The 12969-nt window shown below is 56.9% G+C and carries 13 protein-coding genes; 3 read left to right on the top strand and 10 right to left on the bottom strand.

The genetic code is table 11. The features are described from left to right. Positions 1-672: PD-(D/E)XK nuclease family transposase (locus PKO02S_RS22755; RefSeq protein WP_174819946.1), on the top strand; the 672-nt coding region annotated here is incomplete at its 5' end. Positions 673-759: 87 nt separating this feature from the next. Here PKO02S_RS22755 and gcvH read toward each other — a convergent pair. The 3 genes from gcvH to leuB form a co-directional block, all read right to left on the bottom strand. Continuing rightward, entirely contained in the window at positions 760-1143 is a 384-nt protein-coding gene (gene gcvH / locus PKO02S_RS22750; RefSeq protein WP_127586490.1) for a glycine cleavage system protein GcvH, read from the bottom strand. 48 nt (positions 1144-1191) lie between these two features. Continuing rightward, positions 1192-1653, bottom strand: a complete 462-nt coding sequence (locus tag PKO02S_RS22745) for a redoxin domain-containing protein (protein ID WP_246067209.1) — start codon at positions 1651-1653, stop codon at positions 1192-1194. A 151-nt stretch (positions 1654-1804) separates the two neighbouring features. After that, positions 1805-2884: a 3-isopropylmalate dehydrogenase gene (leuB, locus tag PKO02S_RS22740; RefSeq protein ID WP_127586488.1), complete on the bottom strand. Its 1080-nt coding sequence runs from the start codon at positions 2882-2884 to the stop codon at positions 1805-1807. 222 nt (positions 2885-3106) lie between these two features. On the opposite strand from leuB, the gene PKO02S_RS22735 reads away from it, so the two are divergent. Both PKO02S_RS22735 and PKO02S_RS22730 read left to right on the top strand, forming a co-directional pair. Continuing rightward, positions 3107-4312 carry an aminotransferase-like domain-containing protein gene (locus PKO02S_RS22735; protein ID WP_127586486.1) on the top strand — a complete coding sequence of 402 codons (1206 nt, stop codon included), beginning with the start codon at positions 3107-3109 and terminating at the stop codon, positions 4310-4312. Between the two features lie 94 nt (positions 4313-4406). Beyond that, on the top strand, positions 4407-5063 hold the full coding sequence (locus PKO02S_RS22730; protein ID WP_127586484.1) for a hypothetical protein: 657 nt from the start codon (positions 4407-4409) through the stop codon (positions 5061-5063). Between the two features lie 5 nt (positions 5064-5068). On the opposite strand, the gene PKO02S_RS33770 is transcribed toward PKO02S_RS22730, so the two are convergent. From PKO02S_RS33770 to ilvB, 7 genes are all read right to left on the bottom strand, one after another. After that, entirely contained in the window at positions 5069-5806 is a 738-nt protein-coding gene (locus PKO02S_RS33770) for an alpha-helical endospore appendage domain-containing protein (protein WP_174819945.1), read from the bottom strand. Positions 5807-5953: 147 nt separating this feature from the next. Then, positions 5954-6574, bottom strand: coding sequence for a DUF3600 domain-containing protein (locus tag PKO02S_RS22715; RefSeq protein WP_164821611.1), 621 nt, complete (start codon positions 6572-6574; stop codon positions 5954-5956). A 146-nt stretch (positions 6575-6720) separates the two neighbouring features. Further along, a complete protein-coding gene (locus PKO02S_RS22710) occupies positions 6721-7302 on the bottom strand; it encodes a sigma-70 family RNA polymerase sigma factor (protein ID WP_127586481.1) in 582 nt (193 codons plus the stop codon). A gap of 155 nt (positions 7303-7457) precedes the next feature. Next, positions 7458-9008 carry a 2-isopropylmalate synthase gene (locus tag PKO02S_RS22705; RefSeq protein WP_127586479.1) on the bottom strand — a complete coding sequence of 517 codons (1551 nt, stop codon included), beginning with the start codon at positions 9006-9008 and terminating at the stop codon, positions 7458-7460. Between the two features lie 321 nt (positions 9009-9329). Beyond that, positions 9330-10322, bottom strand: coding sequence for a ketol-acid reductoisomerase (gene ilvC, locus PKO02S_RS22700; RefSeq protein ID WP_127586477.1), 993 nt, complete (start codon positions 10320-10322; stop codon positions 9330-9332). 208 nt (positions 10323-10530) lie between these two features. Next, entirely contained in the window at positions 10531-11019 is a 489-nt protein-coding gene (gene ilvN, locus PKO02S_RS22695) for an acetolactate synthase small subunit (RefSeq protein WP_127586475.1), read from the bottom strand. Then, positions 11016-12761, bottom strand: a complete 1746-nt coding sequence (ilvB, locus tag PKO02S_RS22690; protein ID WP_127586473.1) for a biosynthetic-type acetolactate synthase large subunit — start codon at positions 12759-12761, stop codon at positions 11016-11018. Before ilvB ends, ilvN begins: the two co-directional genes overlap by 4 nt. Between the last annotated feature and the right edge of the window lie 208 nt (positions 12762-12969).

The following is a 12969-nucleotide window of genomic DNA, read 5'->3' as shown; positions in this document are numbered from 1 at the left end:
CATAGCATCTTTCATTTGTACGAGGACGAGCAGCGGCACTACAAACTAACGGATGTTTTGGAGCTGCACATGCTGGAATGCTCCAAGTTTCGCCTTATACCGTTTGACATTCATGATCCGCTGCACCGCTGGCTGCGCTTCCTGGAGCAGCAGACAACACCCGAACAATTGGAGGAGCTGATGAAGATGGACGAGACGATCAAGATAGCCGAGGCCCGTTTGGCCTACCTGGCCAGTGACGAAGTGCTGCGCCGGCACTACGAAGCGCGGGAGAAAGCGCTGCACGACCGCGCCACGTTGCTGGAGGAGCATGAGGAAGATCTCCAGGAGGCCCGGAAGGAAGCTATACAGCAAGGCCTTAAACAAGGCATCGAGCAGGGCATTGAACGGGGCATTGAGCAGGGAATTGAACGGGGCATTGAGCAGGGAATTGAGCGGGGCATTGAGCAAGGCATTGAACGGGGCATCGAGCAGGGCATTGAACGGGGCATCGAGCAGGGCATTGAACGGGGCATTGAGCAGGGAATTGAGCGTGGGATTGAGCGGGGCATTGAGCAAGGACTGGAACGAGTCGCTCGCAATATGCTGGACCGAGGATGCGACATCGCAACGATTGTCCAATTCACCGGATTGACTGCCAATCAGATCGAGAAATTGGTTAGACAAGGATGAAACCTGCCGCAATCGATTATTCCTGAATGTACGCAAAAACCGGACACTGTGGCTCGAATCGCCAGTGTCCGGTTTTTCGCCTATGCCTTACTCTTGTCCGTAAGTCTCGATGTACTTCCCGGCGGTCCACAGCTTGTCCAGCTCGGAGGCGTCGGACAGCTCGACGATGATCATCCAGCCGTCGCCGTACGGCGCGGAGTTGACCTTCTCCGGAGCGTCCTCGAGGGATCCGTTCACTTCCACTACCTTGCCGCTGATCGGGGCATACAGCTCGGATACGGTCTTGACGGATTCGACGCTGCCGAACGGCTCGCCGACTTGGATCGTGTCGCCGACTTGCGGCAGCTCCACGAACACGATATCGCCAAGCTCATGCTGCGCGAAATCCGTAATGCCAACCGCAACGCGGTTGCCCTCCAGTCGGGTCCATTCATGCTCTTCACTGTACTTTAACTCTGCTGGTACGTTCACTGACCAAACTCCTCCTCTAATAAAACTGGGAACCGGAAAACATGGCGCTTAGGCCTCTTCCTGTGATCCCAAAAGTTTATGTATACGCTGCTCTACCATGCCAAGCGCTTTCTCGCCTGCACCGTAGAAGCGCATCTGACCTTGTGCGTCGAACAAATAATAAGCCGGCACGTACTCGTTCAGGAACGCGTCGTTCACGGTCTGCTCGTTGTCGATCGCGACCGGATGCCGCAGCTTGTACTGCTCGATCATACGCTTCGTCTCGGCGATGTTCCGATCTTGCTCGGTGCGAGGCATGTGGACGCCGATGAGTTGCAACCCGTATTGCGCTTGGAACCGGTCGCGCCAGTCATTCAGGATCGGCAGCCCGTCCTTGCAGCAAGAGCAGCTCACCGCCCAGAAATGAACAAGCACAGGTCTACCTTGCAGCTGCGCCATATCCGGAGCACCGTTCACCCACTCCGTTACGCCTTCCAGCGCAGGCAGCTCCGCACGCAATCTCAAGGCCATGCTCTTCGCTCCTCTCCATCTGTAACATGAAGAATCGTAACATTTCCCCTATAAGAAAGTCAAACAAGGAAATGACCCAAAACGAATCCAAATGAACATGAAAAAAAGCTTCTTCTATCGGCTAAACAACCGTTAGAAGAAGCTTTCGAAATTAGCGGACCATAGCGGCGATGATCAGGTCGCCCATAGTCGTCGTGCCGATTGCCTTGCTCTTGTCTACGGCGATGTCGCCCGTACGGTGGCCGGCATCCAGCACTTCCTTCACCGCGCGCTCGATCACGTCGCCGGCTTCCTGATAATTGAAGGAAAGCTTGAACATCAGCGCGACGGACAAGATCGTAGCGATCGGGTTCGCGATGCCGCGTCCCGCGATATCAGGGGCCGAGCCGTGCACCGGCTCGTACAAGCCGAAGGCGCCTTCGCCGAGCGAGGCGGACGACAGCATGCCGATCGATCCGGTCAGCATAGCCGCCTCGTCGCTCAGGATGTCGCCGAACATGTTCTCGGTGACGATAACGTCGAAGCTCGAAGGGCGGCGCAGCAGCTGCATCGCGCAGTTGTCGACGAGGATGTGCTCCAGCTCAACATCCGGGTATTCAGGAGCGATGCGGTTGACCGTCTCTCTCCAGAGGCGGGACGTCTCCATTACGTTTGCCTTGTCGACGGATGCGAGCTTCTTGCGGCGTTTCTGAGCGATCTGGAAGCCTTGGTGCGCGATGCGCTCGATTTCCTTCACGTTGTACACGCAAGTGTCGACCGCTTCTTGACCGTTCTCGGTTTCGCGGCGGAATTTCTCGCCGAAGTAGCTGCCGCCCGTCAATTCGCGCACGACGATCAGATCGGTGCCTTCCAGCACCTCCGGCTTCAGTGTGGAAGCTTCCTTCAAGCAGTCGAAAATAACGGCCGGACGAATGTTCGAGAACAAGCCCAACGCTTTGCGAATGCCAAGAAGGCCGGTCTCCGGACGCGTCTCCTTCGGATTGTTGTCCCACTTCGGACCGCCTACAGCGCCCAGCAGAACCGCGTCGGCATCCTTACAGATCGCAAGCGTATCTTGCGGCAGCGGCGTACCGTGCACGTCGATCGCAATGCCACCGAAAGAGCCGTGAGACAGCTCGAACTTGTAGCCGAACAGCTCCTCCGTTTTCTTCAACACTTTCTCCGCCTCGGCGATCACTTCAGGGCCGATCCCGTCACCCGGCAAAACAGCAATTTTTTTCACGTCGGACATTTCGTTCACTCCTCGTACTGATTTCTATTCTCAGTTGTACCACATCCCGCGCTCATTTGGCTAAGATATAATAACTATGATCTTTATAGCTATTAACTATAACGTCTCGCAAAAAAAACAATAGCAACCGCCGCCCAAATTCGATAGAATAGGTTCTAATTATTTTCTTTCAATTTGATCTATTCAGACAATTACAGGGTGAAAAAAGGAGTGGGCGCCAGGATGGAGTATTCATTTTCCGATTACACGAAAGGGCTGCGATCGTCGGCGGTGCGAGATATTTTGAAGCTGACGCAGGGGAAATCGATCATCTCTTTGGCGGGAGGATTGCCTGCCGAGGACTACTTTCCGCTGGAGGCGGTTCGAGAGGCGTTCGATCGGGTGTTCCGGGAAGGCGGGAAAGGCGCCATGCAGTACGGGCTGACCGAAGGCTACACTCCGCTGCGCGAAGCGATTTGCCGCAGGATGGCGACCAAGAACATGGAGGTCAAGCCCGAGCATATGCTCCTCACGACCGGCTCCCAGCAAGCGATCGACTTGCTCGTCCGTGTGTATCTGAGCCCCGGCGACGTCGTGCTAGTTGAGAATCCGACCTATCTGGCGGCATTGCAAATTTTCCAGGCCAGCGGGGTGCAGGTAATCGGCGTAGAGGCGGACTCGAACGGCATGAAGCTGGACGATCTGGAAGCGAAGCTGGAGCGATGTCGGCCCAAGCTCGTGTATGTGACGCCTACGTTCGCCAATCCGACCGGCAAAGTATGGAGCCTCGACCGTCGTGCCGGCTTGCTCCGACTATGCAAGCCGCGGAACGTGCTGATCCTGGAGGACGACCCCTATGGCGAGATCAAGTTCGACTCCGCTGCGGACTACCCGACGATCTTCTCGCTCGACAAGCATCCGGAAGACTGCGGAGTCGTCTACACGAGCACATTCTCGAAGACGGTCGTGCCGGCACTGCGCTCGGGCTGGGTGATCGGCGACAGCCGGGTTATCGGGCAGATGACCCGCGCCAAACAAGCCGCCGACCTGCACTCGAGCGCGATCGACCAACAGGCGCTGTACCAGTTGCTCACGCACTTCGATCTCGATGCGCACATCGGCACGATCCGCGAGGAGTACCGCCAGCGCATGATGCGCATGCGGGAGCTGCTGCTCGCGCCCCGTTTCGCCGATTTGCGCTGGGAGGAGCCGCGGGGCGGGATGTTTTTCTGGGTCGAACTGCCGGAGGGCATCCGGAGCGGCGAGCTCTTGAAGCTGGCGGTGCAGGAAGGCGTGGCGTTCGTGCCGGGCACCGACTTCTACGCCGAGCACCCGCAGCTGAACCGGATGCGGCTCAACTTCACGCATACGGCCCCGGAGCTGATGGGTGTCGCGATGGATCGGCTGGCTGCGGCTTTGGAGACTTACAAGGCGCAGGCTGCGCTGTAGCTATAGTTTTGAACATATTCGCATAAACATAGGGAAGCAGGTGAAGCCCGGAACTATAGCCGGACGTAAGCGGGTTCGGAGGAGGAGGTACATTATGAGCGTCGTCAAGTTTAAGCAATTGCTCGACATCGCCATTTTGCCGATCCAGGAGAAGGTGGAAGAGCCTCAGCTTCACGACACCGGCTCGCGTTGGATTCACACCAGGAGGGTCAAGGGGGTCTGCTGGCCGTATCGAATAGCTAAGGAAGTTGGCTGGACGATCGTCTCTCCGATCGATATCGCTATCCAGCCTGTCCAAGAAATCCAGACCTCGGCCGATAATCCTGCGGAATTCGCCAGACTGAAGCAGCTGATGCCGATGGAGGACTGGGTGCAGAAGAAGGATGTGCTGATCGGGATATCGCCTGCAGCTTGGTACAAGGTTCATGAGTACAGCTGGAACGGCCTCTTTTATCCGATGTTTTTGCCAAATGGGGAAGGTACCTTCGAATGGAGACAGGGGTGGAGCGTGGAGGTTCCGGACAGCCATGTGGTGCTGTTCCAACCCGTAGAAACCCAGGACGGCCGATTTATCGCCTATCCTGGGTTGCTCGCCGGTCCGGCTATCGCCAGAGTTCAAGAACGTATCGGGATGCCTATTGCTTTCGAGCCTGTGAAGGCATGCCGCATCCGACGCGGAGAGCCAATCGCCAAGATGCTGGTGCTCCCCAAATCGGTACTTGGCTTAAAAAGCGAGTACATTCCGCTGTAACCTCGTCAAGCTATCGTCACAATCGTAAAAGTCGCGCCAAGCGATGTGATCGTGTACAGGGACGTATTGACCAGATTTAGGATGCTGTCCGGTCCTGGCAGCGTTGTAACAATGATTGTACCTGATGTCGTGGAGCCGACCGCCGGGATCGCCGAGGTGAAACTGTAAGGGATCACAACTCCGTTCAAAGTCAAGTCGAAGTGGATGGAAGTCGCCTGAGGCAACGGTACGGTAATTTCCGACGCTTCCCAGTTCACTAAATAGCTGTGGCCTCCTGCTAGGAAAATATCAGGCGACGGAGGCGTTTGGCTGATAAACGAGCCGTTGAAGATCGGCGGCATGTTGAAAGGAACCGCCGTCCCCGGCGCGATCGGAGGCACGAATCCGCCGTCGATCGTCGCGAAGTTGGACGTAATGACCGGTCCTGTAGTCCCGGTTGGTCCAGTCGCACCGGCGACTCCGGGATCGCCAGTAGCCCCGGTTGCTCCTTGCGGACCAGGCGGCCCGACGGAAATCGGTGTCGACAGGATGCTGTCCAGCTTGCTTTGCAGCAAAAACTCCTTCTTCGTCAACGTTCCTATCGTATCCCGGACGCTTTCGTTGACGGCCAGCAGGTCGCTGATTGTAGCCGGCGGAGCCGTGACTCCGGGCAGCGTTCCCAGCACGAACTGCAGTTTTTCCCCTTCGGCATTGAGGATATGACTTAACCCAAGCTCCTCCAGCGCAATGGACGACAGCAGCAATTGATTGCATCATCTCTTGTTACCGTGATACTCGGTGTAACATTTGGTATATTGGATTGTGACAAGCCCCGGCCCTCCCCGATCGTCGTTCTGAATCGCACTACTGCTATAGTACGAATTGACGTTCTTGGGTGATTGGGACTTTGCTTATCGGCTTTGCATTTTTTTCTGCTGGTACTCCCTTATGTCCTTCTCCCTATTCAATTGCTGCATTCGGGTTTCAAAAGCCATCCACCGCTCTTTAGCAGCCTTGTATTCCTCTCGAAATGCCTCCGGAATCGCTTCGATGCCGTACGGCCCTTTGCTCGGATCGACTCCAGCCCTGGCTACCATGGTTTCATACACGAGCAAGGACTCGATGTAGGCGTCATACTCCTCCGGCGTGAACACCTCGCTGCTGATCACATCGTCGTTCAGTCGGTCGAATAATGGCTGAATCCGGCTTATCACCCGCTTCGCCTCAGCACGCTTCTCGGGCGGCAGGGCATCATAATCGATTTGCTGCTGCTCATTCGCATACTCGATCTTGATCGCCACCAGCTGCTTGGCCAGCTTCTCAAAAGCAGGATAATCGTCCCCCAGCTGCCGCTTCGCCCCCATGAACTTGAACGCTACTTGCTGATATTGCTGTATGGTGACGGTTTTGAACTTTTTCTGGACATGCTCGAAGGACCCATAAATTCGGTCGGCGAACTCCGGACTCGCGAATGCCGCGGAAACAAGCGCAATTATCGTCCCCAGCAGGAGGACGGCAGCATTTCTTCGCACTCTCTTGAACCTTCGTTCTTTGACCAAACGTGCTCGTCGATACTGTGAAAACCGTCCAGCGTCCTTCATCTGTTCCGGCAGCTCCAGGGATATAGCATACTGTGCCGTTGCGCTTCGCAATTGTGTTGGAAGACCTCCGCCTTGCTTCATTGCAGCTCCACCGCCATTCGCTCCATTAGTATCGACTCTTTTTCCCTAAGCCGCCTTATAGCCTCGTTGTGCCTCGATTTGACCGTTCCGACCGGGATACGCAGCAATTCGCCGATTTCCTTCAACGTGTACTCGTGGTAGTACCTCAAGACGATGACCGATCGGAGCTTCCAGGATAACCGGAAAATATGCTCGATCAACGTCTGGCTGCGTTCTTGCCGCAATAGCGCTTCCTCCACGAGCGGCTCCTCGTAGCCTGCAGAGACTCCACCCAGCGCGCGATGCTTCTCCGCCAAGCGGAACCTTCGCCAGAGCGAGCGCCGATGCGCATTCGCTTGACGTACGACGATGCCGTGCAGCCAGAACCGAAACGGCCGCTCCATGTCAAAGGACGGGAGACACTTCCACACCTGGACGAACACCTCGTTCGTCACTTCTATCGCATCCTGCGGATGGGGGACAAGCAGCCTGACCGTGCGGTACACGTCCCCGCAGGTAGAGGCGTACAGCTCCTCGAACGCGGCCTCGTCCCCTTGCTTCACTCGGCCGATGCATAGCTTTAGCTCGTCTTCCTCCATAGGCGGGGCCCCCTCCCTCGTTATCGGTTTTCTTATATTGGCTCGACGGGACCAAAAGGTTCGGTTCTAAACGAAAAAAAACCTCCCCCTGCATCTGCGCTAGCTTCGTTTGCACGAAGACGCGGACACTTGGGGAGGGCCGTCTTGTTGTTGAGTTAGATCAACGACATCGAATCGCGGCGGCTCGAGCCGGGCGACTTGCGCTTGTCGATGAGGCGGTTGATCGCGTCGACGTAAGCCTTCGCGCTCGCCTCCAGGATGTCGGTGCTGATGCCGCGGCCTTGGACGGACAAGTCGCCTTGCTTCAGCACGACATGCACTTCGCCGAGCGCGTCCTTGCCTTGGGAGACCGACTTGATCGAATAATCGTCAAGCTCGACCTCTTCCTGCGTAGCCTTGTCGATCGCCTTGTAGATGGCGTCGACCGACCCGTTGCCGAGCGAGACTTCCTCGAGCGAGGCGCCCTCTTGAGTGCGGATACGGATCGTTGCCGTAGGCGTCGATTGGTTGCCGTAGGACACTTGGATCGTCTCAAGCGCGAACACCTCCGGTGTCGATACGAGCTTCTCCTCGATCAGAGCGACGATATCCTCGCCGGTCACGTGCTTCTTGCGGTCGGCGAGGTCCTTGAACTTGGCGAACGCCTCGTTCAGCTGCTCGTCCGCCAGCTCGTAGCCCAGATCCAGCAGCCGCTCGCGGAACGCATGGCGACCGGAGTGCTTGCCCAAGACGAGCTTGCTCTCCTTCAGCCCGATCGTCTCCGGCGACATGATCTCGTACGTCGTCTTCTCCTTCAGCATGCCGTCCTGGTGAATGCCGGACTCGTGCGCAAAGGCGTTGGCGCCTACGATCGCCTTGTTCCCCGGCACCGGCATCCCGGTCAGCTTGCTGACGAGGCGGCTCGTACGGGCGATCTCATGCAGCACGAGCGACGTCTTCGCCTGGAAAAACTCCTGGCGCGTCTCCAGCGCCATCGCGACTTCCTCGAGCGAGGTGTTGCCGGCGCGCTCGCCGATGCCGTTGATCGTGCCTTCAATCTGATCGGCACCGTTCAGGATCGCGGCCAGCGCGTTCGCGGTCGCCATGCCCAAGTCGTCGTGGCAATGCGCGCTGAGCTGGATCTTCTCAATCCCGCGCACATTCTCCTTGAGCGTCTTGAAGATATGCCCGTACTCGCTTGGCGTCATATAGCCGACCGTGTCCGGAATGTTGACGACCGTCGCGCCGGCGCGGATCGCCATCTCCGTCACCTCGCACAGGAAGTCGAGCTCGGTCCGAGCGGCGTCCTCCGGCGAGAATTCGATCTTGCTGAAGTAGCGCTTCGCGTACTTGATCGCCGCTTCCGCCGTCTCCAGCACTTGGTGCTTCTCCATCCGCAGCTTATGTTTGCGATGGATCGGAGAGGTAGCAAGGAACAAGTGCAAGCAAGGATCCTGCGCGTCCTTCAGCGCTTCCCTTGCGGCCTCGATGTCCTGCTCGCGGGAGCGAGAAAGGCCGATGACGCTGGTATTCTTCACCGCGCGCGCGACAGCCGCTACAGCGGCCAAGTCTCCCGGCGACGCAGCCGGGAAGCCGGCTTCCATGCGGTCTACCGCCAGCTTCTCGAGCTGGAGGGCGATCTCCACCTTCTCTTGGGTATTCAGGTTGACTCCAGGGGATTGCTCGCCGTCGCGCAGCGTCGTGTCGAAAATATAAATCTTTCTCATCCACACCCACCTCCGTTTCCATGTTCTCTTCTTATTTTTTCCCTATTGGCGATTTATCGGAAAAATGGGCCAAAATCAGTTCGGTCCGTTCCTGTCGCTATTGAGAGTTCGATTAACCAAGTGACGTAGGTGGCGGAAAGTGAAAAGGAATTTGCCGCGAGTTTTGGCTTTAAGTACATTCCACTAAAAATTAGATCAGAGTACTTAAAACAAGATGTCTGAGCAGAAGGGCAAATTTTTTCACTTGGAGCCTGTTAATCGTTCGAAATAGCGCCATTTTTGACCGAACTGATTTTGTTTATTTTCCTATAAAGCCGCCAATTACTTCTTGATCCAGTGCATCATTTCCCGCAGCTGACGACCTACAACCTCGAGCTGATGCTCGGACTCGTTGCGGCGAGTAGCAGTCAGGAACGCGCGGTTCGATTGGTTCTCCAAGATGAAGTCGCGAGCGAACTTCCCTTGTTGAATGTCGGACAGCACTTTCTTCATTTCTTTCTTCGTCTCGTCCGTCACGATGCGAGGGCCGGTCACATAGTCGCCGTACTCAGCCGTGTTGGAGATCGAGTGACGCATAGCCGCTAGGCCGCCTTCGTACATCAGGTCGACGATCAGCTTCAGCTCGTGCAAGCACTCGAAGTAAGCGATCTCCGGTTGGTAGCCGGCTTCAACCAGCGTTTCGAAACCAGCTTTGACCAGAGCGGAAGTACCGCCGCATAGAACGGCTTGCTCGCCGAACAGGTCGGTTTCGGTTTCTTCTTTGAATGTAGTTTCGATAACCCCGGCGCGAGTACAGCCGATGCCTTTGGCATAAGCCAGACCGATGTCATGAGCTTTGCCGGAAGCGTCTTGCTGGATCGCGATCAGCCCTGGAACGCCGAAGCCTTCTACGTATACGCGGCGAACGAGGTGTCCCGGGGATTTAGGAGCGACCATCAGGACGTCCATGTCCGAGCTAGGTACGATTTGACCGAAATGAATGTTGAAGCCGTGGGAGAAGACGAGCGCTACGCCCTTCTTCGCGTTAGGCTTGATTTCTTCGTTGTATACTTTCGCTTGCGTTTCATCCGGCATCAGGATTTGGATCACGTCGGCTTGGCTTGCTGCGTCAGCAACGGAGAGCACTTCGAAGCCGTCGTTTTTCGCTTGGTCCCAGGAACGACCTTGGCGAAGACCAACGATCACTTTTACGCCGCTGTCGCGCAGGTTTTGCGCTTGAGCGTGGCCTTGGCTGCCGTAGCCGATAATTGCAACGGTTTTGCCGGAGAGTACGGAGAGATCTGCATCTTTTTCATAATACATTGTTACTGCCATGAGTATGATTGCCTCCTTTAATTTAAAACCCTATGAGTGGGCGTCCCGTGCTGCAACCGGCTTCGGTGCGGACTTGCGAAATTCGCCTAATCGGACCATAACGCTTTAACGCGGAAAAATCAACGGTTGACGAAAGACCAGTTTTTGCCGGGCCGCAGGGTTGCGACACCGGACGCCCGCTCATAGGCGTTTTTGTTGAAATAAATGATTAAGCCAAGCCGCGACTCATAGCCGTTACGCCGGTGCGCGAAAATTCACGAATGCCGTAAGGCTTCAGGAGCTCCGCCATCGCGTCGATCTTGTCCGTATCGCCGACGACTTGTACGATCAGGGATGCCGGACCGATGTCCACGACGGAAGCGCGGAACGTCTCGACGATGCCGAGAATTTCCGGACGAGCGCTAGGCTCGGCGGTAATCTTGATCAGCGCTACTTCACGGGCGACCATAGGGCTCGAGCTCATGTCCTCCACGCGGATGACGTCGATCAGCTTGTACAATTGCTTCATCACTTGATCGAGCGTGGCGTCGTCGCCGGTCGTCACGATGATCATGCGGGACAAGCCGGATTCCTCCGACTCGCCCACCGTGATGCTCTCGATATTGAAGCCGCGGCGGCCGAACAAGCCCGAAACCCGCTGCAGCACGCCCGGCTGGTTGTTCACTAGAACGGAGATGGTATGTTTTCTGCTGCTCATTCCGAATCCCCCATTATCATATCGCTGATGGTGGAGCCTGCCGTTACCATCGGGAACACGTTCTCGTCCTTGCGGACGACGAAGTCGATGACGACCGGTCCCGGGGTGTCGAGCGCTTCTTGCCAAGCGCAGCGGGCTTCCTCTTTGTTCGTTGCGCGGAGGCCTTTGACCCCGTACGCCTCAGCGAGCTTCACGAAGTCAGGGCTGCCGGCCAGGTCGATATGGCTGTAGCGATTGGCGTAGATGATCTCTTGCCATTGGCGCACCATGCCGAGCACCTGGTTGTTGATGATGACGACCTTCACCGGGATGTTGTTGATGGCGCAGATGGCGAGCTCCTGGGCGCACATCTGCATGCCGCCGTCGCCGTTGATCGAGACGACGAGCTTGTCGGGATTGCCCATCTGAGCGCCGATCGCCGAAGGGAAGCCGAAGCCCATTGTGCCCAAGCCGCCGGAAGTGACGATCGATCTCGGGTTCTTGAACTTGTAATATTGCGCCGCCCACATCTGATGCTGACCGACATCCGTCGTGACGATCGCTTCGCCGTTCGTCGTCTCGCTGATCATCTCGATGACGTATTGCGGCTTCAGCTCTTCCTCGGAGTCCTTGTACTTCAGCGGGCGAGTCTCCTTCAGGTCGGCGATCTGCGCGTTCCATTCCTTGGACTTCGCCGGCTTCGCCTTCAGGTTCGCCAGCTGCAGCACGACCTTGATGTCGCCGACGACCGGGTAGTCGACCTTGACGTTTTTGCCGATCTCCGCCGGGTCGACATCGATATGGCCGACTGCCTTGACCTTCGGAGCGAATCCGTCCAGCCGCATCGTGACGCGGTCGTCAAACCGGGAGCCGATGGAGATGATCAGGTCGGCATTCTGCAGAGCGTGGTTAGCCGTGTACGTGCCGTGCATGCCCGGCATGCCCATCCACAGCTCGTTGCCGCTCGGGAATCCGCCGAGCCCGAGAAGCGTCGTCGTCACCGGAACTTGCGTCTTCGCCGCAAACTCGATCAGCTCGGCCGCCGCATCCGCGTACACCACGCCGCCGCCGGCGAGGATAACCGGGCGCTCGGCCTGCTCGATCGCTTGCAGCAAGTTCTCGACTTGCTTCACGTCGACCTTGAGCGACGGCTTGTAACCGCGGATATTGACTTGCTCCGGATAGTGGAACGCCGTCTTCAGCGCGGACACGTCCTTCGGAATATCGATCAGGACCGGGCCCTTGCGGCCGGTGTTGGCGATGTGGAACGCTTCATGGATGATGCGCGGCAGGTCCTCGACCTTGCGCACGAGGTAGCTATGCTTCGTAATCGGCATCGTGATGCCTGTAATGTCCGCTTCCTGGAAGGCGTCCGTGCCGATAAAGTTCGTCGCTACGTTGCCGGTGATGACGACGAGCGGAACCGAATCCATATAAGCAGTGGCGATTCCGGTTACGAGATTCGTCGCTCCGGGTCCGGAAGTGGCGATACAGACGCCCACCTTGCCCGTCGACCTCGCATAACCGTCCGCCGCATGAATCGCCCCTTGCTCGTGACGGGTGAGCAAGTGCTTGAAATCCTTGTTCCCATGCATAGCGTCGTAAATAAACAGTACCGCACCGCCCGGGTAACCGAACACGCAGTCGACGCCCTCCAACAACAGCGATCGCAGCAAAATTTCCGATCCGGAGATAACATCCGGCTGCAGCAGCTTCTTACGCAGATCTTCCTTGGACAACGTAGCTTCCATTTGAGCACTCATAAGGAATCCTCCTCTCAAAGATTAACGGGTTTAGTTCGCGCGTCCGGCGAAATCGAGCATCAAAAAACCCCTCTCGTCCGTCGCGCATATACGATGCGTCAACGGGACGAAAGGGGTTAGCTTCCGTGGTACCACCCAGATTTGCTCAGCGCCTCACAGCGCAAAGCCTTAGCAAGTAATGTCGGCTCGAGATCGACGATACTTGCGG

This window comes from Paenibacillus koleovorans NBRC 103111 (assembly GCF_004000845.1).
Lineage (GTDB): Bacteria > Bacillota > Bacilli > Paenibacillales > NBRC-103111 > Paenibacillus_AA > Paenibacillus_AA koleovorans.
This window is presented reverse-complemented; position numbering and strand designations above follow the sequence as displayed.

Bases quoted from the DNA above. Each gene is read 5' to 3' on its own strand.
- PKO02S_RS22745 (WP_246067209.1), bottom strand. From the start codon at position 1,653: ATGGCCTTGAGATTGCGTGCGGAGCTGCCTGCGCTGGAAGGCGTAACG.
- leuB (WP_127586488.1), bottom strand. From the start codon at position 2,884: ATGTCCGACGTGAAAAAAATTGCTGTTTTGCCGGGTGACGGGATCGGC.
- PKO02S_RS22735 (WP_127586486.1), top strand. From the start codon at position 3,107: ATGGAGTATTCATTTTCCGATTACACGAAAGGGCTGCGATCGTCGGCG.
- PKO02S_RS22730 (WP_127586484.1), top strand. From the start codon at position 4,407: ATGAGCGTCGTCAAGTTTAAGCAATTGCTCGACATCGCCATTTTGCCG.
- PKO02S_RS22710 (WP_127586481.1), bottom strand. From the start codon at position 7,302: ATGGAGGAAGACGAGCTAAAGCTATGCATCGGCCGAGTGAAGCAAGGG.
- PKO02S_RS22705 (WP_127586479.1), bottom strand. From the start codon at position 9,008: ATGAGAAAGATTTATATTTTCGACACGACGCTGCGCGACGGCGAGCAA.
- ilvC (WP_127586477.1), bottom strand. From the start codon at position 10,322: ATGGCAGTAACAATGTATTATGAAAAAGATGCAGATCTCTCCGTACTC.
- ilvN (WP_127586475.1), bottom strand. From the start codon at position 11,019: ATGAGCAGCAGAAAACATACCATCTCCGTTCTAGTGAACAACCAGCCG.
- ilvB (WP_127586473.1), bottom strand. From the start codon at position 12,761: ATGAGTGCTCAAATGGAAGCTACGTTGTCCAAGGAAGATCTGCGTAAG.